The 21,948-nt window shown below is 74.5% G+C and carries 21 protein-coding genes; 10 read left to right on the top strand and 11 right to left on the bottom strand.

All coding sequences use genetic code 11. The features are described 5' to 3' along the window. Positions 1-95: 95 nt before the first annotated feature. From ACZ4K2_RS00330 to ACZ4K2_RS00310, 5 genes are all read right to left on the bottom strand, one after another. Positions 96-941 (bottom strand): carbohydrate ABC transporter permease, encoded by an 846-nt coding sequence (locus ACZ4K2_RS00330; protein ID WP_467477578.1) that lies wholly within the window; start codon positions 939-941, stop codon positions 96-98. Then, a complete protein-coding gene (locus ACZ4K2_RS00325; RefSeq protein ID WP_467477575.1) occupies positions 938-1,876 on the bottom strand; it encodes a carbohydrate ABC transporter permease in 939 nt (312 codons plus the stop codon). The genes ACZ4K2_RS00330 and ACZ4K2_RS00325 overlap by 4 nt, the downstream gene beginning before the upstream one ends. After that, positions 1,873-3,171 carry an extracellular solute-binding protein gene (locus ACZ4K2_RS00320; RefSeq protein ID WP_467477572.1) on the bottom strand — a complete coding sequence of 433 codons (1,299 nt, stop codon included), beginning with the start codon at positions 3,169-3,171 and terminating at the stop codon, positions 1,873-1,875. Before ACZ4K2_RS00320 ends, ACZ4K2_RS00325 begins: the two co-directional genes overlap by 4 nt. Positions 3,172-3,350: 179 nt before the next feature. Beyond that, positions 3,351-4,124, bottom strand: a complete 774-nt coding sequence (locus ACZ4K2_RS00315; protein WP_467477570.1) for a polysaccharide deacetylase family protein — start codon at positions 4,122-4,124, stop codon at positions 3,351-3,353. A 993-nt stretch (positions 4,125-5,117) separates the two neighbouring features. After that, positions 5,118-5,273, bottom strand: coding sequence for a DUF6131 family protein (locus tag ACZ4K2_RS00310; protein WP_014676832.1), 156 nt, complete (start codon positions 5,271-5,273; stop codon positions 5,118-5,120). A 409-nt stretch (positions 5,274-5,682) separates the two neighbouring features. Between ACZ4K2_RS00310 and ACZ4K2_RS00305 the strand changes: the two genes are divergently transcribed. Further along, positions 5,683-6,555 (top strand): SGNH/GDSL hydrolase family protein, encoded by an 873-nt coding sequence (locus tag ACZ4K2_RS00305; RefSeq protein ID WP_467477566.1) that lies wholly within the window; start codon positions 5,683-5,685, stop codon positions 6,553-6,555. A gap of 25 nt (positions 6,556-6,580) precedes the next feature. Here the strand turns inward: ACZ4K2_RS00305 and ACZ4K2_RS00300 are convergent, their stop codons facing one another. After that, positions 6,581-8,083, bottom strand: coding sequence for an oxygenase MpaB family protein (locus tag ACZ4K2_RS00300; RefSeq protein WP_467477564.1), 1,503 nt, complete (start codon positions 8,081-8,083; stop codon positions 6,581-6,583). Then, positions 8,080-8,793, bottom strand: a complete 714-nt coding sequence (gene uppS, locus ACZ4K2_RS00295; protein WP_467477831.1) for a polyprenyl diphosphate synthase — start codon at positions 8,791-8,793, stop codon at positions 8,080-8,082. Before uppS ends, ACZ4K2_RS00300 begins: the two co-directional genes overlap by 4 nt. A gap of 450 nt (positions 8,794-9,243) precedes the next feature. On the opposite strand from uppS, the gene ACZ4K2_RS00290 reads away from it, so the two are divergent. The 5 genes from ACZ4K2_RS00290 to ACZ4K2_RS00270 all read left to right on the top strand — a co-directional run bounded on the left by ACZ4K2_RS00290 (position 9,244) and on the right by ACZ4K2_RS00270 (position 14,366). Further along, on the top strand, positions 9,244-10,449 hold the full coding sequence (locus tag ACZ4K2_RS00290) for a serine hydrolase domain-containing protein (protein ID WP_467477562.1): 1,206 nt from the start codon (positions 9,244-9,246) through the stop codon (positions 10,447-10,449). Continuing rightward, positions 10,446-12,035 (top strand): alpha/beta fold hydrolase, encoded by a 1,590-nt coding sequence (locus tag ACZ4K2_RS00285; RefSeq protein WP_467477559.1) that lies wholly within the window; start codon positions 10,446-10,448, stop codon positions 12,033-12,035. The genes ACZ4K2_RS00290 and ACZ4K2_RS00285 overlap by 4 nt, the downstream gene beginning before the upstream one ends. A gap of 164 nt (positions 12,036-12,199) precedes the next feature. Beyond that, on the top strand, positions 12,200-12,703 hold the full coding sequence (locus ACZ4K2_RS00280) for a carboxymuconolactone decarboxylase family protein (RefSeq protein ID WP_467477556.1): 504 nt from the start codon (positions 12,200-12,202) through the stop codon (positions 12,701-12,703). 412 nt (positions 12,704-13,115) lie between these two features. Next, positions 13,116-13,196: a tryptorubin family RiPP precursor gene (locus ACZ4K2_RS00275; RefSeq protein WP_467477828.1), complete on the top strand. Its 81-nt coding sequence runs from the start codon at positions 13,116-13,118 to the stop codon at positions 13,194-13,196. A 123-nt stretch (positions 13,197-13,319) separates the two neighbouring features. Beyond that, positions 13,320-14,366, top strand: a complete 1,047-nt coding sequence (locus tag ACZ4K2_RS00270) for a cytochrome P450 (RefSeq protein WP_467477554.1) — start codon at positions 13,320-13,322, stop codon at positions 14,364-14,366. Between the two features lie 107 nt (positions 14,367-14,473). Here ACZ4K2_RS00270 and ACZ4K2_RS00265 read toward each other — a convergent pair whose 3' ends face one another. The 3 genes from ACZ4K2_RS00265 to ACZ4K2_RS00255 form a co-directional block, all read right to left on the bottom strand. Further along, a complete protein-coding gene (locus tag ACZ4K2_RS00265) occupies positions 14,474-15,355 on the bottom strand; it encodes a DMT family transporter (RefSeq protein WP_467477552.1) in 882 nt (293 codons plus the stop codon). A 166-nt stretch (positions 15,356-15,521) separates the two neighbouring features. After that, positions 15,522-15,797 carry a DUF4190 domain-containing protein gene (locus ACZ4K2_RS00260; protein ID WP_467477550.1) on the bottom strand — a complete coding sequence of 92 codons (276 nt, stop codon included), beginning with the start codon at positions 15,795-15,797 and terminating at the stop codon, positions 15,522-15,524. Positions 15,798-15,799: 2 nt separating this feature from the next. Beyond that, positions 15,800-15,964, bottom strand: a complete 165-nt coding sequence (locus ACZ4K2_RS00255; protein WP_467477547.1) for a hypothetical protein — start codon at positions 15,962-15,964, stop codon at positions 15,800-15,802. 260 nt (positions 15,965-16,224) lie between these two features. Here ACZ4K2_RS00255 and ACZ4K2_RS00250 point away from each other — a divergent pair, with 260 nt between their 5' ends. From ACZ4K2_RS00250 to ACZ4K2_RS00240, 3 genes are all read left to right on the top strand, one after another. Continuing rightward, positions 16,225-16,449 (top strand): hypothetical protein, encoded by a 225-nt coding sequence (locus ACZ4K2_RS00250; RefSeq protein ID WP_467477544.1) that lies wholly within the window; start codon positions 16,225-16,227, stop codon positions 16,447-16,449. Positions 16,450-16,702: 253 nt separating this feature from the next. Then, on the top strand, positions 16,703-18,412 hold the full coding sequence (locus ACZ4K2_RS00245) for a serine/threonine-protein kinase (RefSeq protein ID WP_467477542.1): 1,710 nt from the start codon (positions 16,703-16,705) through the stop codon (positions 18,410-18,412). Positions 18,413-18,496: 84 nt separating this feature from the next. Beyond that, a complete protein-coding gene (locus ACZ4K2_RS00240; protein WP_467477540.1) occupies positions 18,497-19,807 on the top strand; it encodes an outer membrane protein assembly factor BamB family protein in 1,311 nt (436 codons plus the stop codon). On the opposite strand, the gene ACZ4K2_RS00235 is transcribed toward ACZ4K2_RS00240, so the two are convergent. Then, entirely contained in the window at positions 19,778-20,377 is a 600-nt protein-coding gene (locus ACZ4K2_RS00235) for an NUDIX domain-containing protein (RefSeq protein WP_467477538.1), read from the bottom strand. The two genes, ACZ4K2_RS00240 and ACZ4K2_RS00235, sit on opposite strands and share 30 nt — an antisense overlap. Before the next feature lie 224 nt (positions 20,378-20,601). On the opposite strand from ACZ4K2_RS00235, the gene ACZ4K2_RS00230 reads away from it, so the two are divergent. Continuing rightward, on the top strand, positions 20,602-21,948 hold the full coding sequence (locus tag ACZ4K2_RS00230) for an MFS transporter (RefSeq protein WP_467477535.1): 1,347 nt from the start codon (positions 20,602-20,604) through the stop codon (positions 21,946-21,948).

The raw sequence follows: 21,948 nt of genomic DNA, 5'->3' as shown, positions 1-21,948 counted from the left end.
AACGCGCCGATCCGTGCGGCGACGGGGTGCCGCTCGCCCTCCATGCTAGGCAACTGCGCGGAGGCGGACGGCCGGTCGGCAAAACCGGCGGGCCGTCAGTCCTTCACCGCTCCGCCCAGCCCGGACACCAGGCGCCGCTGGACGAGGACGAAGAAGAGCAGCACCGGGATCGTCATCACCGTGGAGGCGGCCATGACCCCGCCCCAGTCCGGTTCGTCGGAGTTGAAGAAGACCAGCAGGGCCATCGGCAGCGTCGACTGCGAGGTGTCGCTGATGATGAACGACTTGGCGAACAGGAAGTCGTTCCAGGCGGAGATGAAGGAGAACACGCTCGTGGCCACCAGGCCCGGCAGGACGAGCGGCAGCAGGATCCGCCACAGGAACCGGGCGCGGCTCGCCCCGTCGAGGTAGGCGGCCTCCTCCAGTGACTCCGGTACGGCCTGCACGAACCCGCGCAGCATCCAGATCGCGAACGGCAGCGAGAAGGCGATGTGCGGCAGGACCAGGGAGCCCAGCGTGTTCAGCAGCCCGACATCGCGCATCAGGAAGAACATCGGGATGGTGAGCGCCTCCACCGGCACCATCTGCGCCACCAGGAACATGATCAGCAGGGTGGTCCGGAAGCGGAACCGGAACCGCGTCACGGCCGTGGCCGCCAGGAAGGCGATCAGCGCGGAGGCGATCACGACGCTCCCGGCGACCAGGAGGCTGTTCGCGAAGTACCGCCCGAACGCGTGCTGTTCGAAGACGCGCCGGAAGGAGTCGAGCGAGGGGGACGAGGTCCAGGGCCTGGCCTCGGTGGACTCGATCTCCCCGGCCGGTTTGAGGGCGCTGAGCACCATCCAGTAGAGCGGGAAGGCGACGACCGCGGCGACCAGCAGCGCCGTCGCCTCCGCGGCCAGCCGCCAGGGACGGCGCACCGCGAAACGTGGCAGGCTCACAGTTCCTCCCCCTGCCGCCGCAGCAGCCGCAGGTAGCCGAGCGTGACGGCGAGCAGGATCAGCAGGGTGACGACGCCGATCGCCGAGCCGAGGCTGTACCGGGAGGACGCGAACGCCTCCTGGTAGGCGTAGACGTTCAGCACCAGGTTCTGCCCGGCGATGCCGCCGCCGCCCGTCATCACGTAGATCTGGGTGAAGATCTTGAAGTCCCAGATCACCGACTGGACGGTGACGATGACCAGGATCGGTCTCAGCATCGGCGTGAGCACCGAGCGCCAGATCCGCCACTGCGAGGCACCGTCGAGCGCGGCGGCCTCCAGCACCTCGGCCGGCACGGCGCGGATGCCGGCGTAGACGGTGACCATCACGAACGGGAAGGAGCACCAGACCACTTCGAGCAGGACCAGGGCGAAGGCGCTGTAGCGGCCGTACGTCCACGAGAAGTCGCCGAGCCCGAGGATGCGGTCGACCGGGCCGAAGTCGGGGTCGAAGAGGAGCAGCCAGACCGTGGAGCCGGTGATCGCCGGTGTCGCCCACGCGCCCAGCGCGGCCAGCATCAGGGCGAGCCGGGGGACCGCGCGGACCCGGGTGAGCAGGACGGCGAGCGCGCAGCCCACCGCCAGCGTGCAGACCACACAGGCCGCCGCGAAGCCGACCGTCGCCAGCAGGACCTGCCAGAACCGGTCGTCGCCGAAGAGCTGCGTGTAGTTGGCCAGGCCCCGGAAGGAGGTCGGCGCGCCACCGCTGACCTGGGCCTGGGTGTATTCGAGGAACGAGATCAGCCCGAGTTGGTAGACCGGGTAGACCAGCAGGCCGCCGAGGACGGCGAGGGCCGGTGCGAGGTAGAGCCAGGGGGTCCAGCCCCCGCGCGCGAGCGGTCCTCGGCCGGTGCGCGGGGGCGGCGGTGCGGTGTGCCGGGTCACTTTCCGGGTCACCCGGCCGACCCGAAGGCGTCGTTCATCTTCTTCGCGGCGTCCCCGGAGGCGGCGTCCACGTCCTTCTTGCCGCTGATGATCTCCTGGAACATGGTCGGCAGCACCAGCGAGGAGTCGATCTGCGCCCAGGCGGCCGAGGCCGGCACGAACTCGGTGCCCGCGGTGAGGGTGTCGACGAACGGCTTCGCGAACGGCTCCTCGGCGGCGGCCTGCTGACGGACGTCCGTGAAGGTGGGCAGGAAGCCCATGGCGTCGAAGAGCTCGCGCTGCGCCTTCTTGGAGGCGAGCTGCTTCATCAGGTCCACGGCGAGCGTGCGGTGCGAAGTGCTGCGCAGGACACCGATGTTGTTGCCGCCCGCGAAGGCAGGCGCGATGGAGCCCGGGCGCACCCCGGGGAGCGGGACGACGGCGTACTTCCCCTTGGTCTTGCCGGCTTCCACGGCGGCGCGGCTGAAGTTGCCGCCGATCACCATGGCCGCCTTGCCGGACGCGAACGCGGTCATCGTGTCGTTGCCGGTCATGCCCGCGCACTTGGCGGCGGGGCAGTTGTCGTCGCCGAACAGGGAGGTGTACGCCTTGATCCCCTTGCGGGAGTCGGCGCTGTCGATGGCGGAGGCGTACGAACCGCTGGTGCCGGTGGCCAGCCGGCCGCCGTTGGCCCAGACGAACGGCATCGCGCCGTAGGTGAAGGCGCCGCCGACGGCGAGCCCGTACAGGTCGGGTTCGGCGGCATGGATCCGCTTCGCCGTAGAGATCAGCTCGGCCTGCGACTTGGGTACGCCGAGGCCGAGCCGGCGCAGCACGTCGGTCCGGTAGTACAGGGCGCGGATGCCGACGTAGTACGGCGCCCCGTAGACCTTGCCGTCGACGGTGACCGACTGCCGGGCGGTCGGGTCGGTGTCCTTGGCCTCGTTCCAGGTGCCGAAGTCCTTGGTGACGTCCGCGAGTCCGCCGTCCTTCACGTAGCCGGCGGTGTCGGTGTTGCCGTACTCGATGACGTCGGGTGCGGACTTCGGGTCGTTGAACGCGGCCTTGACGCGCTGGGCGCGGGTCTCCACCGGGATGTACTCGACGCGGACGTCGGTGCCGTCGTGGGCCTTCTCGAAGTCGGCGATCACCGATTCGACGACGCGCTCTTTGGGCTGGTTGTCGACCTCTTGGAAGAGCCAGACGCGCAGGGTGCCGGTCTTCGCGTCCGTGTCGGAGGCGGAGTTGCCGGAGGTCTGGGGCGCGCACGCGGTCGCCAGGGCGATGGCGGCGGCGGTGAGCCCCACAAAGCGGACGGACAGGTTCATGGAGTGTTCCTCCGGTGAGGCGTTGCAACATGCGCAATGATGGTTTCGCTGTGCACAACGCCTCGGAGGCTAGAGGCAGCATGAACGCGCCCACAAGAGGTCTCAACCACTCTGTGACCGGGGGACGCACACCGTGCAACGCCCAACCGTCACAAAGGCCCCAGTGCGGGACGGGTCCCTCAGCGCACCGGGAAGCCGTAGGTGTATCCCTGCTGCTTGAGCCAGGGCAGCACGCTGCGCAGCGCCGTCACCGTCTGCGAGCGGTCGCCGCCCGCGTCGTGGAAGAGGATCGTCGGACCGCCTGGCAGTTCGCGCCGCACGGTCGCGATGATCGCCTCGCTGCCCGGCCGTTCGAAGTCCTTGGAGTCGACGTTCCAGCCCAGGGGCCGCATCCCGTGCGAGGCGGCCAGCTTCCGGCTGTAGGGGGTGAAGGCACCGCCCGGGGCCCGGTAGTACATCGGCCGCACGCCGCCCGACGCCTTGGTGATCTGCCGCTCCGCGTCGATGATCTGCTGTGCCTGGTACGCCTCGGACTTCTTGTCCATGGCGGTGTCGTGCGTCACCGTGTGGTCGCACAGCCGGTGGCCGGCCGCCACCACCTGCCGGACCAGGTCGGGGTGGGCCTCGGCCTGGGGGCCGACCATGCAGAACGTGGCCTTCACGCCGTTCTCGCGCAGCACTTGCAGCACCTGCGGGGTCCAGACCGGGTCCGGGCCGTCGTCGATGGTGATGTTGACGCCGCGCGCGCCCGCCTCGGAGGAGTGGGCGATGACCGGGGACACCGCCGCCGTCCGCGGCGCGGCGGGCCGTCCGGAGGCCTGCGCCGCGGCGGACCCGCCGCCGGGCTGGCCCGCCTGCGCCGTCCACACCGAGGCGGCCGCCGCCACCGCCGTCACTCCGACCGCCGCCGCGATCACCCGGCCGTACCAACCCCGTCCGCCATGCCGTGCCATGTCCGCCCCGCCCCCTGTTGTGTCCGTGAACTCCGTGCACGTGGCAGGACGGTGGGGTGCGGGCGGGGGATCCCGCTGTTACTGATCACGGACAATTCCGAGGCGGTTCCGCGACAGTGGCCTCCGGCCGGGGGTTCCGCGCGCACCGGGGGGCCGGGGCCGGGGTTGCCGGCAGGGCCTGGTCGCGGGCGCCCGCCGGTGGCGGGCGACGCGGTGCCCGGCACCCGCCCCCGGTAGCGCGCGCGACCGAGGCACAAGGGTCGCGCGGCCCCGCCGGACCGCGGGAGGTCCGCGCGAAAACCCGGGCGGCACCGCTCGGCCGGGGCGCGGTTACGGTGCCCGGACGCCCCTTCCGTCGAGGAGCGAGCCGTACGCGGGGTCCGTACGGCGCGCGCCCGCCCGGCCGTGTCCCCGGAGTCCCCGCCGGCGGGCCGCCGGGCACGGCGGCCGTGCGAGGTGCGGGCGGCACCGTCCCGGCTCCAGTTCCCGGTGCGCCAGTACGACTTCGCGTGCGGGCGGCTCCTCGGGCGGCCGCGCGGGCCGGTCATGGACAGCGGCGACGGGTCGGGCACCCGGGTCGAGCCGCTGTCCGGCGAGGAGTACCTGGGCGAGCCGGTGCGCGGCTGCCGACCGGTGCGGCGGCGGGCGGATGGACGGACCGGGGCCCCCGGGCGGCCTTCCCGGCCGGGGCGGGGGAGCGGGGGCGTGACGCCGCCCAAACGCCGGCGGCCTTGGAAGCGGGCGCCACCGCCTGGCGGTCCGCACCGCTCGCCGCGGACGGCGCCGCCCTGGACGCGGCCGGCCACCGCGCCTACCCCTACGGCGCGACCCGGACGAGCCGTTCGCCGACGTCGTCCGGCGGGTCGACCAGGAAATACAGCACCACGGCGCCGAGCCGGCGCTCCTGCGCGACCTCCATCGAGCCGCGGCCCCTCCCGGCCCGCCCCGCGGGGCGGAGGCGCCGGGAAGGGTCACTCAGCGCGGTGCGCGGTGTCACCAATAATGGCGGCGGCCGGCGACCGCGTGTCCCATGGACCCCATGATCCACAGGATGGCTCCCACCACCAGCAGGATCACGCCGATGGTCCACAGGATCGAGATGCCTGTGATGAAGCCGATGATGAGCAGGATGATGCCGAGGGCGATCATGACGTGCCTCCAGCGGGTAGTGGTGCTTCCGTCTTCCGAGTGCCCCGAAATCGGCTGAAACCGCACTCAAGGTCCCATATTTCTTTCGGGTCTCCGCGGTCCGTGTTTCAAGAAGTCCGGTCCGCGATGTTGACTCCCCGTAGCGGCGGCCGCACATTACCTATCGGTAGAACCGCGCGGTAATCCCGCGGCCGGTCTCCCGTCACCGTCGGACGTGCGGCCCCGTGCCACCCTCCGCCGGCCCGCACGCACGCCCCCACGCACCGCGCCCGCACACCCTGCCCGACCGGACCGGCCCGCCCCGCGGTTCCGTGAACCCGTCTCCGCGGTCCCGCGAACCCACCCCCGCGGGCTCATGGCACCGCCGTGCCCGTTCCGGCCCGCGTCCCGTCCCGAGAACGGAGAGCCCATGCCCATGCCTGCCCTGCGCCGTGTCCTCACCGCGGCGTCCGCGGCCGTCGGCGCCCTGGCCCTCGGCTTCACCGCAGCCCCCGCCCAGGCCACCGCGCCCCTGAACTACGTGGCGCTGGGCGACAGTTACAGCGCCGCCTCGGGTGTCCTCCCCATCGACCCGAGCAGTCCGCTGTGCCTGCGCTCCACGGCCGACTACCCCCACGTCATCGCCTCCCGGACGGGGGCGCGGCTGACGGACGTCACCTGCGGCGGCGCCCGGACGCAGGACTTCACCGCATCCCAGTATCCGGGCGTCGCCCCGCAGCTCGACGCGGTCACCGCGGACACGGACCTGGTGACCCTGACGATCGGCGGCAACGACAACGGCACCTTCATCAACGCCGTGACCGCCTGCGGCACCGCCGGCGTCCTCCACGCGGGCCAGGGCAGCCCCTGCGAGGACACCTACGGCACGTCCTTCGACGACCAGATCGAAGCCGCCACCTACCCGGCCCTGAAGTCCGCGCTCGCAGCCGTCCGCGCCAAGGCCCCCCACGCCCGGGTGGCCGTGCTCGGCTACCCGTGGATCACGCCCGCGACGGCGGACCCGTCCTGCTTCGTGAAACTGCCCCTCGCCACCGGTGACGTGCCCTACCTGCGTTCCCTCCAGGCCCACCTCAACGCCGTCGTGCGGCGGGCCGCCGAGCAGAGCGGCGCCACCTACGTGGACTTCTCCGCGGTCTCCGCCGGACACGACGCGTGCCGGCCCGCGGGCACCCGGTGGATCGAACCGCTCCTGTTCGGGCGGAACATCGTCCCGGTCCACCCCAACGCCCTCGGCGAGCGGCGCATGGCCGAGCACACCATGGACGTGCTCGGCCTCGGCTGACGGACACCCCCGCCGGGGCCGCGGGTCACGCCTCGGCGAACACCGGGTCGTACGGGCCCGAGCGCGCGCGTCCGGACATGAAGGACAGGAAGTCCCGGACGAACGCGGCGCGCCCGTACGACGCCTCGGCACCCGGCACGTCCCGCCCGAAGCCCCGGCGGAACAGCGCCCGGTACTCGTCCGCGTCGACCCGCTGGTCGCCGTCCGCGTCGGTGACGTCGAACAGCACCTCGGCGACCCTGATCAGGGCGGGACCGGCGAGCGCCGGCACCGCCTCGGCGTACTCCCGGGCACTGACCCGGCCGTCGCCGTCCGTGTCGAGGGCCGCCTGCAGCTCGCGCCACCAGCCGGCGAACGCGTCGTAGAGCCGGGTCTCGGCCGGCTCGTCCAGGTCGAGGCGGCCGGCGACCTCGCGGGCCATCGCGGCGAGGTCGGGCCAGTCCAGGAAGCCGTCCCCGGTCTGGTCCAGCACGGTCCGGAAGAACTCCTCGGGTCCGCGCACGCCGGCCGGGGCGCCGGGCTCCGGCTCCGGCGGCAGGGGCGCGAGCAGCCGGACCAGCGCCCCGGCCCGCTTCATCCGGTCGGCCAGCGCGCCGACCGTCGCCGCCCGGGGATCGTCGCCGCCGGGGGAGAGGGTGAGCAAGCCGGCGATGCCCTCGGGGCGGAGCCAGCCTTCGGGGAGGAAGCGGGCGAGGCCCACGGCCAGGTAGGCGCTCTGCATCAGGGTCTGGGCGCCGGGCGTCTCGGGCAGCCCGGCCCGACGGCGGAAGGGCTCCGGGAGGGAGGCCACGGTGACCACCCCGGCGAGCGGACCCGCGATCGCGCGGCCGGCCGCCCACATGGTGGGCAGGCCGTGCAGCAGCGGCGGCGCCGGGAGGTGGTCGAAGAGCCGGTAGAGGATGATGCGCATCGCCTCCGTGTTCTCCAGCTCCTCCTCGACGACGCGGTCGAAGTACGGCCAGAACTCCCGCACGGTGGGCGGCAGATGGTCGGCATTGCCCTCCAGCGCCGCGAGGTAGGCCCGGAACTCGGCGTAGAGCCGCTCCAGCAGGTCCTGCTCCAGCGGCTGCCCGCCGAGCCGGCACATGGTGACGCTGCTCTCGAACAGGGTCGCCACCACCCAGGCCCGCACCGCGGGGTCCATCGCGTCGTACGGCCGGTTCCGCGCGTCGGCGCCCTTCAGCCGCGCGTGCAGCCGGTTGAGCCGTCTCGCCTCCCTGTCCCGCACCTCGTCGTCCGCGCCGAACATGCGCTGGAGGCTCACGATCGTGTTGCGCAGCCGGCGCCACGGGTGGGTCACGAACGTCGAGTTGTCGGCGAGGGCGCCCCCGATCTGCGGGTGCGCGGCCTCCAGCACGGTCGCCCGCACGATCGCCAGCGCCCAGCGCGGATCGTGGAAGAACGTGTGGAACCGGCTGTCCGGGCCGAAGAGGGGCGCCTCGTCGTGCGTGGCCGCCCCGGCTCCCCGGTCGCGCCGCCCGCCGCCGGTGCCGCCGTCGGTGTGTGCCCTGCCGCCTGTGTCGGTCACGGTCGTCGCTCTCCGTTCGCGTCGGGTGTCACGCCGCCGAAGCGGCGGTCGCGCTGCTGGTACGTGTGCAGGCACTCCAGGAAGTGCGCCGCGCGGAAGTCGGGCCAGAGCACCGGCGGGAAGACCCACTCCGCGTAGGCGACCTGCCAGAGCATGAAGTTGGAGATGCGCTGTTCCCCGGAGGTCCGGATCACGAGGTCCACGTCGGGTGTGTCCGGGAAGGGGAGGTGGGCGGCGAAGCTGTGCTCGTCCACCGCCTCGGCCGGCACCCCCCTGCGGATCAGCGACCGGGCCGCCGCCACGATGTCGCTGCGCCCGCCGTGGTCGAACGCGACGGTCAGCGTCATGCCCCGGTTGCCGGCGGTCAGCGTCATCAGATCGGCGAAGTCCCGGGACAGCGCCGGGGGGATGCGCGGATCGGCCACCCCGAGGAACCGGCAGCGGATCCCGCGCACGTGCAGCAGCGGGGCGTGCTTGCGCACCACACGGCGCACCAGCCGCATCAGGAAGTCCACCTCGCCGCTGGGCCGTCGCCAGTTCTCCGTGGAGAACGCGTACAGGCTCAGCCACTCCACACCGGCCGTCCGCGCCGCCTCGATGACGTCGATCACCGTCGTCTCCGCCGCACGGTGGCCCGACGTACGGGGCAGCGAACGCCGCGCCGCCCAGCGGCCGTTGCCGTCCATCACGCAGGCGACGTGCCGCGGCACCCCGCGGCGGCCCTCCCCGCGCCCCCGGTCCCGGCCCGGCTCGGGCGGCGGGGCGGCACCGCCGACGACCTCGTCAACCGTCACTCCTGCCCCCCCAGCGGCGACGAGCGGACCCTCCGCCACCTCACGGCCCGCGCTCGGGTGCCGGGCCGGATCGTCTCCCGTGCAGCGTGCCAGCCCGCGGACCGGCGGACGGCCCGACGACCGCGGTTCACCCTTGGCACTGCTGTGTGAGGCCGCGGGCGCATGGCCCGCCGCCGGACAAACCCGCCCGCCCGGGAACGGCCGGAACCCGACGGCCGCCGAGACCGCCGCCGGGACGGGGGCGTGTTCGGAGCGGGGAACGGCACCGGGGGTTCGCCTCCCCTCCGCCCTGGTGCTGCCCCCCGCACCGATGCGCCTGCCTGCCGGAATGAGGACCCCCCGGTGCGCTGCCTAGCGTGGGTCCCCATGACAATCCCCTTACGGAAGAACACATTTCGCCGGCGCGCCGGCCTCACCGCCGTGGCCGCGACCTGCCTGCTCGCCACCGCACCGGCCGCCGTCGCCCAGCCGCCCCGGGCCGCGGCCCCCGCGTGCGGCCCGCACCCCGCGGTGGCCCGGTCCGTGCACCGGCTGGTGGCGCACGACGGGATCGCCGGCGCCGCGGTCCTGGTGACCACCCCCGGCCCGGCCGCCCGCTGCGCCCGCTGGACGGTGACCGAAGGCGTGGCCGACCTGCGCACCCGCCGCCCGATGAACGCCACCGACCGGCTCCGCGTGGGCAGCGTCACCAAGACGTTCACCGCGACGGTCGTCCTGCAACTGGCCGCCGACCACCGGCTGTCCCTGGACGCACCCGTCGAGCGCTACCTGCCCGGCCTGATCCGCGGGGGCGGCCACGACGGCCGCCGGATCACCGTGCGCCAGCTCCTGCGGCACACCAGCGGACTCCCCGACTACCTCGACGCGCCCGAGTGGGAACACCCCGAACGCCTGCGGTACCGGCACTTCGAGCCGCGCCGGCTCGTCGCCCGCGCCCTGGAACTGCCGCGCCCCCGGCGGGCCTGGCACTACGCGACCACCAACTACCTCGTCGCCGGCCTGATCGTCCGCGAGGTCACCGGCCGCGGCCCGGAGGCGGAGATCACCCGCCGCGTCATCGCGCCCCTGGGCCTGCGCGACACCTACTGGCCGGGTGACGGGACCCGCATCCGGGGCCCGCACTCCCGCAGTTACTACACGGCGGACGGCGGCCGCGAGACGGACGGCACCGACTGGAACACCACCTTCGGCGGCGTCGGCGGCGCCCTGGTGTCCACCCCCGCCGACCTGTCCCGGTTCGCCGCCGCCCTGTTCACCGGCCGGCTGCTGCCCGCACCCCAACTCGCCGAGATGCGGCGGACGGTGGCCGCCGACCCGGACCGGCTCTGGCCCGGCGCCCGCTACGGGCTCGGCGTCATCTCGTCACCGCTGTCCTGCGGCGGCACCTGGTGGGGCCACGCCGGGACCGTGCCGGGCGGGCACCGTGCGCTCGTCGCCGTCGGCCCGGACGGCCGCCGCGCCGCCGTCGCCCTGAACGAGGTGCCCGCCACGCTCCCGGCCGAACTGGACTTACTCGACGTCGTCGACCAGGCCCTCTGCGAGAACGCACCCACCGAAAGGACCGCCGCATGACCCGCTCCACCACCCCGGACGGCGGACGCCGGCCGCGCCCGCGCCGCCGCGCCGGGCGGCTCGCCGCGGCCGTCGCCCTCGCCCTGGCGGGCGCTGTGGGCGTCGGGGCCGCACCCGCCCCGTCCGCCGCGCCCCACCCGGCCGGCGACCCCCTGGCCCGCTTCCACCACCAGCGGCTCCACTGGAAGAGCTGCCTGCTCGGGCCCGGCGACACCACCGGCGGGGAACTGGAACGGGCCGGCGCCCGCTGCGCCGACGTCACCGTCCCGCTGGACTACGACCGCCCCGACGGCCGCACGATCCACGTCGCGATCTCCCGGATCCGGGGCACCGACACCGCCCACCGGATCGGCGCGCTGCTACTCAACAGCGGCGGCCCCGGCGGACAGACGATCGGCGACCCGCCCTGGGTGCGCGGCGCGATGCGGGACGTCGGCGCACGCTACGACGTGGTGGGCGTGGACCCCCGCTTCGTCGGCCGGAGCACCCCGCTGGACTGCGGGTGGCCGACGGGCAGCATGATCCGCGGAGCCGGCGCCGGCCGTGCGGGCTTCGACCGGATGACCGCCTTCGCCGCCGACCTGGCCCGCCGCTGCCGCGCCCGCGCCGGGGACCTGCTGCCGTACGCGACCACCCGGAACACCGCGCGCGACCTGGACGTGATCCGCGCGGCGCTGGGTGAGCGCAGGATCTCCTACCTGGGCTACTCCTACGGCACCTACCTCGGCCAGGTGTACGCGACGATGTTCCCCGGACGCACCGACCGGGTCGTCCTGGACGGCGTCGCCGCCCCCGCCCGCTACGGGCCCCGGCTGCTGCGGGGCACCGAGCAGGCCAACCGGCACGCCCTGCGCGACTGGGCGGACTGGGCCGCCGCGCACGACACGGCCTACGGGCTGGGGCGCACCGGGAGCGCGGTGCTGAGGACCGTGGAGGCCGTCCGGTCGGCCGCCGCCCGCACACCGCTGCGCGTCGGGCGCGACCGGGTCGACGCGCACCTCCTGCCCGTCATCGTGTTCAACGGCCTCTCGCAGGACGACCCCACGGCCTACGGCGGCTTCGCCGAGGGGATCCGGGACCTGCGGCGCGCCGCCGAGGGCCGCCCGGTCCCGCCGTCCCCGTGGCTGGCCTCGACCCTCGACTTCCTGCTGACCGGGCACGACTCGGCGTACGGCAGCGCGCAGACGGCCATCCTGTGCGGGGACGTGGCCGCGCCCCGCGACCCGGAGACGTACTGGCGCGACCTGCGCCGCGCCGGGACGGGGGACCGGCTGTTCGCCCCCGTCACGAACGACATCAACCCGTGCGCGTTCTGGGACCCGCCGCGCGAACGCGTGACCACGATCCGCGACGACCTGCCGGCCCTGCTCGTGAACGCCACCGGCGACCCGCGCACCGTCTACGACGGTGCCCGGACGGTGCGCCGCGACTGGCCCAGCTCCCGCCTGGTGACCCTGCGGGGCGCGAACCAGCACGCCGTCTACGGGGTCTTCGGCAGCTCGTGCGTCGACACGACGGTCAACTCCTACCTCGCGACGGGCCGTCTGCCGTCCGGCGACGTCTCGTGCCCGCGGTCGACCGCTTGACGGGCGCGTGGGCCGCCTGACGGATGCGTGGAACGCCTGACGGACCGTCGACCGCCTGACGGAGGCGTCGGCACGCGGACGGACGCGTCGGCAGGCGGACGGGCCGGCGGGGCGGCGGAGGGGGACCGCCGCCCTGCGGCATGGTAGTTTCGGATTCAACAAAAATGAGTCCGGAGGAGTCCAGGTTGTCCAGTCCCGCCCCGGCCGGCGCCACCCGGCGGATCTTCATCGACAAGCAGAGTCCGAAGGCGTACCACGCCCTGGTGCAGACGTCCGAGGCGGTCCGCGCGGTCGCCGCGGAGGCCGGTCTCGACCGGGTCCTGGTGGAGCTCGTCAACCTCCGTGTCTCGCAGCTGAACGGCTGCGCCTACTGCCTGCACGTGCACACCCGGGCCGCGCTGCGGGCGGGCGACACGCCCGAACGCCTCGGCGTGCTGGCCGCCTGGCGCGACACCGGCCTGTTCACCCCCGTCGAACGGGCCGCCCTGGCCCTGGCCGAGGCGGTCACCGCCGCCGCCGACACCGCCGCCCAGGACGCCGCCTGCGCCGCGGCCCGGGACCTCCTCACCGATGACCAGATCTCCGCGGTGATCTGGGTGGCCGTGACCATCAACGCGTTCAACCGGGTCTCGATCATGAGCCGCCACCCGGTACGGGCCGAGCGCTGAGCCGGTGGCCCGCGTGCCGGGCGAGGGGGCGGGCGACCCGTGCCGGGGAGGCGGGCGGCACGGGCGCCGGTATCCGGCCAACCTCCGGCCGCTCGCGCGGCCGTCGGCGGTGGCGCGCGCGTCCGCTGCGGACGACGCGCTGTCCGGCATCCGGGCAGTCGGCACGGCCCGCGACCTGTGCGTGCGGTTCCGGGGCGGCGGCGATTCCGCGCGCCGGAGCGGCGGGTCACACCGGATCACCGATGATCGTCGAAAGTCCGAAAGTGACTGTCTGGCTGCGTCTTTGAACGTTCTGGTGATTAGCCGGTGAACGAGCACGGGAAGGTTCCGGGGGTCGCCGACGCGTGATCTTCACCGGACCGCTCCGGGGACGACGCGTGTCACCCGTCCGTCCCCGAGGGGAGGTGCAGAGATGAAGCTTCTTTTCGCCATCCGCAACAAGGTTGCCGCGGGCAAGAGCCTCAAGGCCAACGCCTGGTACATCTGGTACTGATCCGGCGCCGCCGCGCACACAGGCGGTGACATCGTTGTCCGGTCGGGCCGCCCGGCGGTCCGGCCGGACAGCGGTGCCCGCCGCCCCACGCCTTCCCCCGTCCCGCCCCCATCGGAGGAGTCCATGCCGCCGTCTTCCACCGCGCGTGCGCGCACCACCGTGCTCGCCCCGCGGCTCGCCGCGCTGATCGGCGAGCACCTGGGCCAGGACGTCTTCCGGCTCGAACCCGACACCGTCGGGGTCGCGGGACCGGAGGTCGCCGACCGCGTCCTGGCCGCGCGCCGGGCGACCGAGACCGAACGTCCCACCTTCAAGCCGCTGCAGGGGCGCTCCATCACCCGTACCGAGGCCTCCACGGTCACCCGCACCATCGGCAACGACGTGCGCGAGGCGCTCGCCGGACCCCTGCGCGAGGACGTGGACCTCGCCGGCCCCTGGCCGCTGACCGGCCACCTCTTCCTGCGCGACCTCATCCTCGGCCGGGACCCGTACCGGCTGCGGATGCTGATGAGCCGCAACCTGGAGCTCACCCCCAAACTCACCTGGTCGGTGATCGCGGTCGGTGCCGCACTGCCCGGCTGGCCGCGCCCGGACGCCCGGCTCACCGGTCTCGCGGGCCGCGCGGCGCAGGCGCGGGGGTACCAGGAGCGGCGGTACGCCATGGGCATGTACCGCAGGGCCGCGGCCCCGGTGTGCTTCACCGTCTCCACCCTGGTGGCCAACGCGCTCTGGCTCGGCGCGCCGTTCGCCCCCGGCACGTCCCACCGCGACGTCGTCCTGGAGTCGCTGCGGCTCCTGCCGCCCTCGTGGAACATCCTGCGCAACGCCTCGCCCGAGTACCCGGCCGTCGACGGCCGGATCGGCGCGCGGGACGACGTCCTGGTGCTGCCCCTGCTGTCGCACCGGGACCCCGCGCTCTGGGACGACCCGGACGACTTCCGCCCGGAGCGCTGGGACGGCCTCGACCCCGACGCCACCCCGGGCTACCTGCCGTTCGGCCACTCCTCGGAACGCTGCTGGGGTCGGCACATGGTCATGCCGCTGGCCGAACTGCTGCTGGACCTGATCCGCGACTCCGGCCTGGTCGTCGACCCCGGCCAGCGGGTCGCGAAGGTGCCGCTGCTCGGTCTGCTGGGCGTGGAGGAGGTGCGGCTGACCCGGCCGCGCTGACGGCCCCGGCCCGTCCGCCACTGGGCGCCGTCGACCACACCGGTGCCGTCCCGGCCCGCAGGACGCCGGTGCTCCGGCAGGAGCGGGCCGCCGCCGCCTGGGTGGGTTCACCTGACGGGGTCCGCCTCCTCGGCCGGGACCGGCCGCACGGAGATGCGCTGGACGGCCCGGCTGAGGACCAGCACCCCCGCGACGATCAGCAGGGCCCCGCACGCCTCGGGCACCAGCCACCACCCGGTGCGGATCCGTTCGCCGAAGAGGGTGATGCCCAGCGTGAGGCTGACCACCGCGTCCCCGATGGTCAGCGCGGGCTGGGCCGCCGCCAGGGGACCGGCCTGCAACGCGTTCTCCAGCAGGAGCACGGCGGCGGCGCCGGCCAGCGCGAAGCCGTACGTCTGCCAGGAGCGCAGGAACGCGACGAATCCTTGGTCGGCGAAGGTCCCGCTGGCCGACTTCAGCAGCGCGGCGGTCAGCGCGTTGCCGATCGCGGAGGCGGCGGCCAGTGACGCGGCGCGCCGGGCCGGCGGGCGCCCGCGGCCGGCCAGCAGCACCGCGGCGGTCATCGCGCCGACGCACAGGCACACGGCCGGGATCCACCGGGCGAGTGACGCCTGGTCGCTCGCGCCGTGCGGGGCGGCGGCGATCAGCAGGACGGCGAGGCCCGCCACGCAGCCGCCGACCCCCCACCAGCCCGAGCGCGGCAGCCGCCGGTGCATCAGCGGGGCGGCGACGAGCAGCGCGAAGGGCAGTTCCAGGATGAACAGCGGCTGCACCAGCGCGAGCGGGCCGTTGACCAGCGCCAGGCTCTGGAACACAGCGGCGCAGACCACGCCGGCCATGCCGATCACCCAGAACGGCCGGCGGACCAGCTCCGCGAGCAGACGGAGGCCGCCGCGGCTGCTGGCCGACGCGGCCTTGCGCTGGAACGCGGTCCCCACGGCGTTGCTCGCCGCCCCGGCGACCGCGAACACCGCGGCCAGTTCGATCACGACCGTCTCCCGCCTGCGGCTGGCCTCCCGGAGGGAGGACCGGGTCTCCTCAGCCTACGGAAGGCGGCCCCGCCGCGCCGTCCGGGCCGACCCCGCCGGTGACCGCGGAGGGCCCGGGAGGCGGGCCGCGGGGAGGGCGTACCGGTGCCGTCGGCCCTGCCCCCGGTCAGCCGCCCCAGACCGACAGGGACGCCGTACCGTGCACGGCCGTCAGGGCGGCGAGGAGGGCCAGGTCCGCCACGCCCAGCCCCAGGCCGAGGAGCGCGCGGAACCGGCGCGGGGTGTCCCGGCGCAGGGCCATGACGGCCAGCGTGATGGCGATGGGGCCGAGGACGAGGTTCAGGACGAGCAGCCCGACGAGCCCGAGGACGAAGGAGGCCACGGCCATGCCCTCGGTGTCCCGCCGGCCCGTACGGGCCGAAGGGGGCGCGGTCAGCCGCATGGTCAGGCCCTCCTCGTCCGGTCGCGGCGGCGCCGCTCGCGTCCCGCGAACACGAGGAGCCAGACGGCGATGACCGCGCCGAGCACCAGTGTCACGGGCCAGGGGAGGTAGGCGGCCGAGCCGACGACGATGCCCAGCAGGAGCAGGGCGGCGACCAGGAACAGCACGCTTACCTCCCGGGGACCGGAGCGGGGACGAGGGCGGTGGCGGCGGCGGACGGCGGCCCACCGGCCCACCCGGGCGACGGCGATGGCGGCAACAGCTGCGGCCGAGTGTGGAAAGTGCTCATGACATCGCCGGTTACCCGCCGGTAGTCATCTCACGCGGGCAACTGCCCGTCCGTTGCGGCCTCCTGACGGTCCGGAGGCCGTCCGGCCGCCGACCGGACCGGGTCCATACCGGCGCGGGCCGGGGGCACCAGGAGGACATGAACCCGCAGAAGCCGATCAGAACCGCAGCGGTCGTCGCCCTGGTGTACGCCCTCATGGTCCTGTTGCTGCGGTACCGCCGTGACGGCATGGACTGGACCCACGCTCTCCTGATCGGTCTGCTCGCCACCCCGGTGGCGCTGCTGCTGTCGGCGGGCCGGGCACGGCTGAACGCCAAGGCGCGGGCGGCCGGCGAGCGCCGGCGGCGGCGAGGCGCCCGCTGACCCGCTGCGCCCCGGGCGGTCCGCCGCGGCGCGGCGGGGCCGGCGGGCCGCCGCCTCCGGCCGTGGGAGCCGCGAGCGGCCGGGGTTCCGGTGGCGGACGGAGCCGGACAGAGCTGCGACGGAGCGGCGGACGTGGGGCGGAACCGCGCCGGTGACGCGCAATCCGCTGGCAACCCGTGTACCGGCCCGCGGTTCGTGGGATGCTGCCGGACACCTCAGTAGTACGGTCCGGTGGCTTCACGGGGGACAGGGGATGGCCGTCCAGTTCGCGCCGCTCGACGACGACGATCCCGTCGAGGTGGGCGGCTACGCGTTGCGGGCGCGGCTCGGGGCGGGCGGCATGGGCCGGGTCTACCTCGCCTTCAGTCCTGGTGGCCGGGCGCTCGCGGTGAAGGTCGTACGGCCCGACCACGCCCAGGACGAGGAGTTCCGGCGCCGCTTCCGCAAGGAGGTCGAGGCCGCCCGGCGGGTCCACGGCCTCTGCACCGCGGCGGTGGTCGACGCCGACAGCGAGGCCGCGCTCCCCTGGCTGGCCACCGTGTACGTGCCGGGCCCCTCCCTCCGGCAGGCGGTCGCCGAACACGGTCCGCTGCCCCTGCCCGCCGTGTTCCGGCTGCTGGCCGGGGTCGCCGAGGGGCTCACCGCGATCCACTCGTGCGGCCTGGTCCACCGCGACCTCAAGCCCGCCGACATCCTCCTCGCGGAGGACGGCCCCCGGGTCATCGACTTCGGCATCGCCCACGCCGCCGACGCGTCCTCGGTCAGCAGCGCCCACGTCCGCGTCGGCACGCCGGCCTTCATGTCCCCCGAGCAGATCCGCGGCCGGCCGGTCACCGCGGCCACGGACGTGTTCGCGCTCGGGCACCTGGCCGTGTTCGCCGCGACCGGACGGGCGGCCTTCGGCGAGGGCAACGCCGAGGCGCTGTTCCACCGGGCCCTCAAGGAGCCGCCCGACCTGGACGGCTGCCCGCCCCCGCTGCGGACCGTCGCCAAGCGCTGCCTGGCCCGCAACCCGGAGAAGCGGCCGTCGGTCGAGCAGGTCATGGTGTACGCCAGGAAGCGGACGGCGGGCCAGACGCTCACCCTCGCCGGCTCGTGGCTGCCGGAGAACGTGGCGACGACCCTGTGCGCCTTCGACGCCGGGCGGTTCGCACCGGCCCGGCCGGAGAAGGCGCGGGACACCGGCGGGACCGCGAAGACGAAGCCCGTCAAGAAGCCGGCGAAGACGAAGCCGGCGCGGACGGCGTCCGTCAGGACGACATCCGTCAAGACGGCGCCCGCGAAGACGAAGGCCGCGAAGACCAAGGCCGCGAAGGAGCCCGAACCGGCGCGTTCTCCGGCCGCGGGCCCCGGTGCCGACCGGATCAGGGCCCTCGCCGCGTTCGGCTGGGGCGACGGTCTCCTGCTGATCGGCGCCCTCGCCCTGGCCGCCTTCTTCGTGATCGGCCCGGGCAAGGTGGTCGACGCCGTCGGGGACCGGTTCCGGCATTCGTCCACGCCGTCGGCGACCGCGCCCCCGCCTTCGGTCTCACCCTCAGGTTCAGCGTCAGACTCCGTCGGGACGGGGGCGGCACCGGACCGGGTCCACCACGGCCCGAGCCGTGCCCCGGACAGCGGTCCCGGTACGGCCCGGACGCCGGACGGCGCACCCGACGGCTGCGCACGCGCCGTACGGGTGCTCCAGAACAACCAGAGCACGTACGACAAGATGACCGCCGCCTCCCTCAACTCGCTCGCGGCCAACCTCGACGCGGCCGCGGACGCCGCGGGCGACGCGGACGTCGGCTCCGCGCTGCGCGACATGGGGAGCTCGTCCCGGACGATGAGCGAGAACGAGACGAAGTTCCACGCCGCCCTGGACCGGGACGACATCACCGACGCCAAGACGTACAAGGCGGGGCTGGACGAGGCGCACAAGGAGTTGCGGAAGGACACCGAGAGACTGGTATCGGCGTGCCGCTGACCCCGCGGCCCTCCGGGGCCGGGGGCTCCGCCGCCGCCGTCGACCGCCCCGGCTCCGGCCGAGTCGGGCGCCGAAGGGGGAAGCATGCGCGCTGGATCGCGCGGGCGAGCGGCCGTAGCGGCCGCGTCACTGCTGTTCGCGGTCGGTTGCGGCGGAGGGCACCAGGCCGGGCCGCCGGACGGGGCGAAGGACACCGGCCGCGGCAGGACGGCCGAGGCGGGGAGCACCGAGCCGGCGGAGACCACCGCGCCGCTCGTGGCGCACGATCCGCCCCTGCGGTTCAGCCGTACGGCCGCGGCGGATCTCGACGGCGTCGACGTCGCATCGGTCGCGCTGGACGGCCGGAAGGCGTACACGTACGCCTCGGGACGCGGAGAGATCGTGGTCGTCGACCTGGCCTCCGGTGAGCGGGTCGGCGACGGCGTGGGCCCCGGGGGGACACTGCCCGAGGACTACGCCGAGGGCACCCCGGAGGCGAAGGCGCCGCTGTGCGAACGGGCCCGGCCCGGTGCCGGGACGGTCGGCGGCAAGCGGCTGGCCGTCGGCGTCTTCCCCACCGTGGTCGAGGGGACCGGGACCACCGCCGACAGCCGGACGTACGAGCTGGTCGCGGTGGACACCGGTTCCGGGCGAGCCGCGCTGCGGGTCCCGCTGGACATCCCGGTGGGGGGCTACTCCTGCGAGGTCGTGGGGGTTTCGGGCAGCACCGCCGTGCTCGTCCTGGGTGGTGATCTCGGCTACCCGACCACGTACGGAGTCGATCTGGCGACCGGCGAACGGGTGTGGGCGCGGGGCGAGTTCGAGGGGCGCTTCGTCGAGGGCGGGAAAGCCGTGGGCACGGACCACGCCGGGGGAGAGACCGCGGTGACGGCGCTGGACGCGGCCACGGGGAGGCAGCGGTGGCGGTCGGACACCTTCACCTCGGACGTCGGGGTCGGAGCGTTCTCCCCGGAGCTGCTCCACGTCAGCGAACCCGCCGACTACGGAGGGGACCAGGTGCTGCGGATGTCCGACGGACGGCCCGAGGACGTCGAGGGCTTCGGCGAGAGGCTGCACGAGGTCGACCGTTGCGTCTACGACCAGCGGGCCTACACCGTCTGCTTCGCGCGCACCACCGGGGGCGGGGAACTGGCCGGGTACGGCGCGGCGAGCGGCAAGCGCCTGTGGCGGGTGGGCGGCGTCTCCGACACCGGGGGCCGCGAGGCACCGCTGCTCCTGACCGCGTTCCACGGGGCGGTCTACGGCCGGCTGCTGACGGACGGCCGGCCGGGGAACCCCATCGTGCTGGACGGCAGGACCGGCGAGGACCGGGAACCGGACCCCGGCGCGGCCCCGCTCCTGGTGAACGAGTACGCCGCGGTGACCTCACAGGGGCCGTACACGACGGCTGGATGACGGGGACGCCCGCACCGTGCGCGGCGCGTCGCGGACGGGGTCGGATGGGGCCCCGCCGCCGTCGATCACCGTCTGGGCCATCGCGTGGTGCAGCCGGACGGCCTCACCCGGCACGGGCGGCCGCTCGGTGGCGAGCGGGTAGGAGACCACAGGCGGCGGGTCCGGGCTGGTGCCGGGCCGCACGCCGTCGATCGCGAGTGCGGCCGGGACGAGGACGTCCCCGACGCAGGCGAGGGCGTGCAGGTCGAAGAACTCCCATCGGGCGAACTCGTCCGCCTCCGCATCGGCCAGGATGCCCGTCCACGCGGTGGTGCGGACGACGGCCGTGAGCCGCGGGACGCCGTGGCTGTCGTCGACCGGCATCGTCACCACGTTCGCATCCGCCGGGTCGGCGACCAGGCCCGTCTCCTCGGCGAACTCGCGGACCGCCGCGGCGGCGAAGTCTTCCGGGCCGGAGGTCTTGCCGCCGGGCGGTTCGAGCATGCCATGGCGGGAGCGGCCGAGCGGGACTCGGCTGGCGTCGTCGGTGAAAATCGCGCGGGCGCCGGCCGGGAGCGGGCAGCCGCTCACGGGCGGCCGCGGTGACGTGCGGGTCGATGTCGAGGGTGACGACGCCCTCGTCGCCGCACACGAGCCCCGCGGCACGGGCAACGCCGTCCGGCCGCCCGAAAACGCCCGCCCGACCGTTGACCCCTGTCCGAAGCGGGGCTTACGTTACCGCACCAGGAGCAAGTTACTGGACAGCGCGTCCGGAAACATTGCTGCAACACTTCGGAACTCAGTGTGGAGCCGCCGTGGTCGTCCGTCCCGTTCCCCCCCGTGCCTCCGCCGCCCCCGGTCCGGCCGACGGACCGCCCCGCGACCGGCGCCGCTCCTGGCTGGTCCTCGGCCTGATCGTCGCGTTCATGATGATCAACTACGCCGACAAGTCCGTCCTGGGCCTGGCGGCCGTCCCGCTCATGGACGAACTCGGCATCGGGAAGAGCACGTATGGCCTGGTCTCCAGCGCCTTCTACGTACTGTTCAGCGTGACCGGCCTGGTCGTCGGACTGCTCTCGGCCCGCTGGCCGGCCCGCACCCTGCTGCTGGTCATGGCGGCCCTGTGGGCGGTCGCCCAGCTCCCCGCCCTGCTGGCCACGGTGCCCGCCCTGATCGCGGGCCGGCTGCTGCTCGGCGCCGCCGAGGGGCCCGCCGCCTCCATGTCGATGCATGCGCTGTACGCGTGGTTCCCGCCGGGGCGGCGCGGGATGCCCTCGGCCCTCCAGATCGGCGGGGCGGCCCTCGGCACGGCCGTCTCGGCGCCCATCCTGACCTGGCTCATCGTGGACTTCGGCTGGCGCTCGGCGTTCATCGCGCTGGCGGTCACCAGCGCGGTGTGGGGCGCGCTGTGGTGCGTCGTCGGCCGGGAGGGGCCGTACGGCGGGCAGGACCGGAAGACGCTCCCGGCGGTGCGGGACCGGACGGCGCCCCCCGCGGCCGGGGCCGCCGTCGCGCAGCCGCCCCCGCTCTCCCGGCTGCTGCGCAGCCGTACGGTCGTCGGCGGCATCCTGAGCGCCTTCGGCTCCCACTGGGCGCTGGCCCTCTCCGGCGCCTGGCTCCCCGTCTATCTCCACACCGAGCTGGACATGACCGTGAAACGGGCGTCGGGCATGGTCAGCGTCGTCTCCGTACTGAGCCTGGTGCTCCTGCTGACCGTCCCCGCGCTGCTGGACCGGCGCAGGCGGCGCGGCCGTTCGGGTCCGGCCGCCGACGGACTCGCCCAGGGCCTGGCGGTGCTGGTGTCGGCCGCGGCCCTCGCACTGCTGCCGTTCGCGCCGGGCCGCCCGGTCCAACTGCTGCTGGTGGCGCTGGCGTTCGCCTGCCACTCCGTCGCCCTGCCGCTGCACTACGTCACCACGGCCGCCGTCGTCCCCGCCGTGCGGCGCGGTGCCGTCTTCGGCGTCGTCGCGGCGACCGGCACGCTGCCCGGCATGTTCGTGCCGTACCTCACCGGCCGGCTGGTGGACGGCGCGGGCACCGAGACCTCCGGGTACGCGACCGTCTTCCTGGTCTCCGCCGCGGTGCTCGCGGTGTGCGGCACGGCGGCGGCGGTCACCGTCCGGCCCGGCCGGGACGCCAGGGCGCTCGGCGGGGAGGGGTGA

It is taken from the genome of Streptomyces sp. NPDC025833 (assembly GCF_055558055.1).
The sequence above is the reverse complement of the archived record's forward strand: the minus strand, read 5'-3'. Positions and strand labels throughout refer to the sequence as shown.

Excerpts from the sequence above, each read along its gene's own strand:
- ACZ4K2_RS00320 (WP_467477572.1), bottom strand. The coding sequence starts at position 3,171 with ATGAACCTGTCCGTCCGCTTTGTGGGGCTCACCGCCGCCGCCATCGCC.
- ACZ4K2_RS00315 (WP_467477570.1), bottom strand. The coding sequence starts at position 4,124 with ATGGCACGGCATGGCGGACGGGGTTGGTACGGCCGGGTGATCGCGGCG.
- ACZ4K2_RS00310 (WP_014676832.1), bottom strand. The coding sequence starts at position 5,273 with ATGATCGCCCTCGGCATCATCCTGCTCATCATCGGCTTCATCACAGGC.
- ACZ4K2_RS00305 (WP_467477566.1), top strand. The coding sequence starts at position 5,683 with ATGCCCATGCCTGCCCTGCGCCGTGTCCTCACCGCGGCGTCCGCGGCC.
- ACZ4K2_RS00290 (WP_467477562.1), top strand. The coding sequence starts at position 9,244 with ATGACAATCCCCTTACGGAAGAACACATTTCGCCGGCGCGCCGGCCTC.
- ACZ4K2_RS00285 (WP_467477559.1), top strand. The coding sequence starts at position 10,446 with ATGACCCGCTCCACCACCCCGGACGGCGGACGCCGGCCGCGCCCGCGC.
- ACZ4K2_RS00280 (WP_467477556.1), top strand. The coding sequence starts at position 12,200 with ATGAGTCCGGAGGAGTCCAGGTTGTCCAGTCCCGCCCCGGCCGGCGCC.
- ACZ4K2_RS00275 (WP_467477828.1), top strand. The coding sequence starts at position 13,116 with ATGAAGCTTCTTTTCGCCATCCGCAACAAGGTTGCCGCGGGCAAGAGC.
- ACZ4K2_RS00270 (WP_467477554.1), top strand. The coding sequence starts at position 13,320 with ATGCCGCCGTCTTCCACCGCGCGTGCGCGCACCACCGTGCTCGCCCCG.
- ACZ4K2_RS00260 (WP_467477550.1), bottom strand. The coding sequence starts at position 15,797 with ATGCGGCTGACCGCGCCCCCTTCGGCCCGTACGGGCCGGCGGGACACC.
- ACZ4K2_RS00250 (WP_467477544.1), top strand. The coding sequence starts at position 16,225 with ATGAACCCGCAGAAGCCGATCAGAACCGCAGCGGTCGTCGCCCTGGTG.
- ACZ4K2_RS00245 (WP_467477542.1), top strand. The coding sequence starts at position 16,703 with ATGGCCGTCCAGTTCGCGCCGCTCGACGACGACGATCCCGTCGAGGTG.
- ACZ4K2_RS00240 (WP_467477540.1), top strand. The coding sequence starts at position 18,497 with ATGCGCGCTGGATCGCGCGGGCGAGCGGCCGTAGCGGCCGCGTCACTG.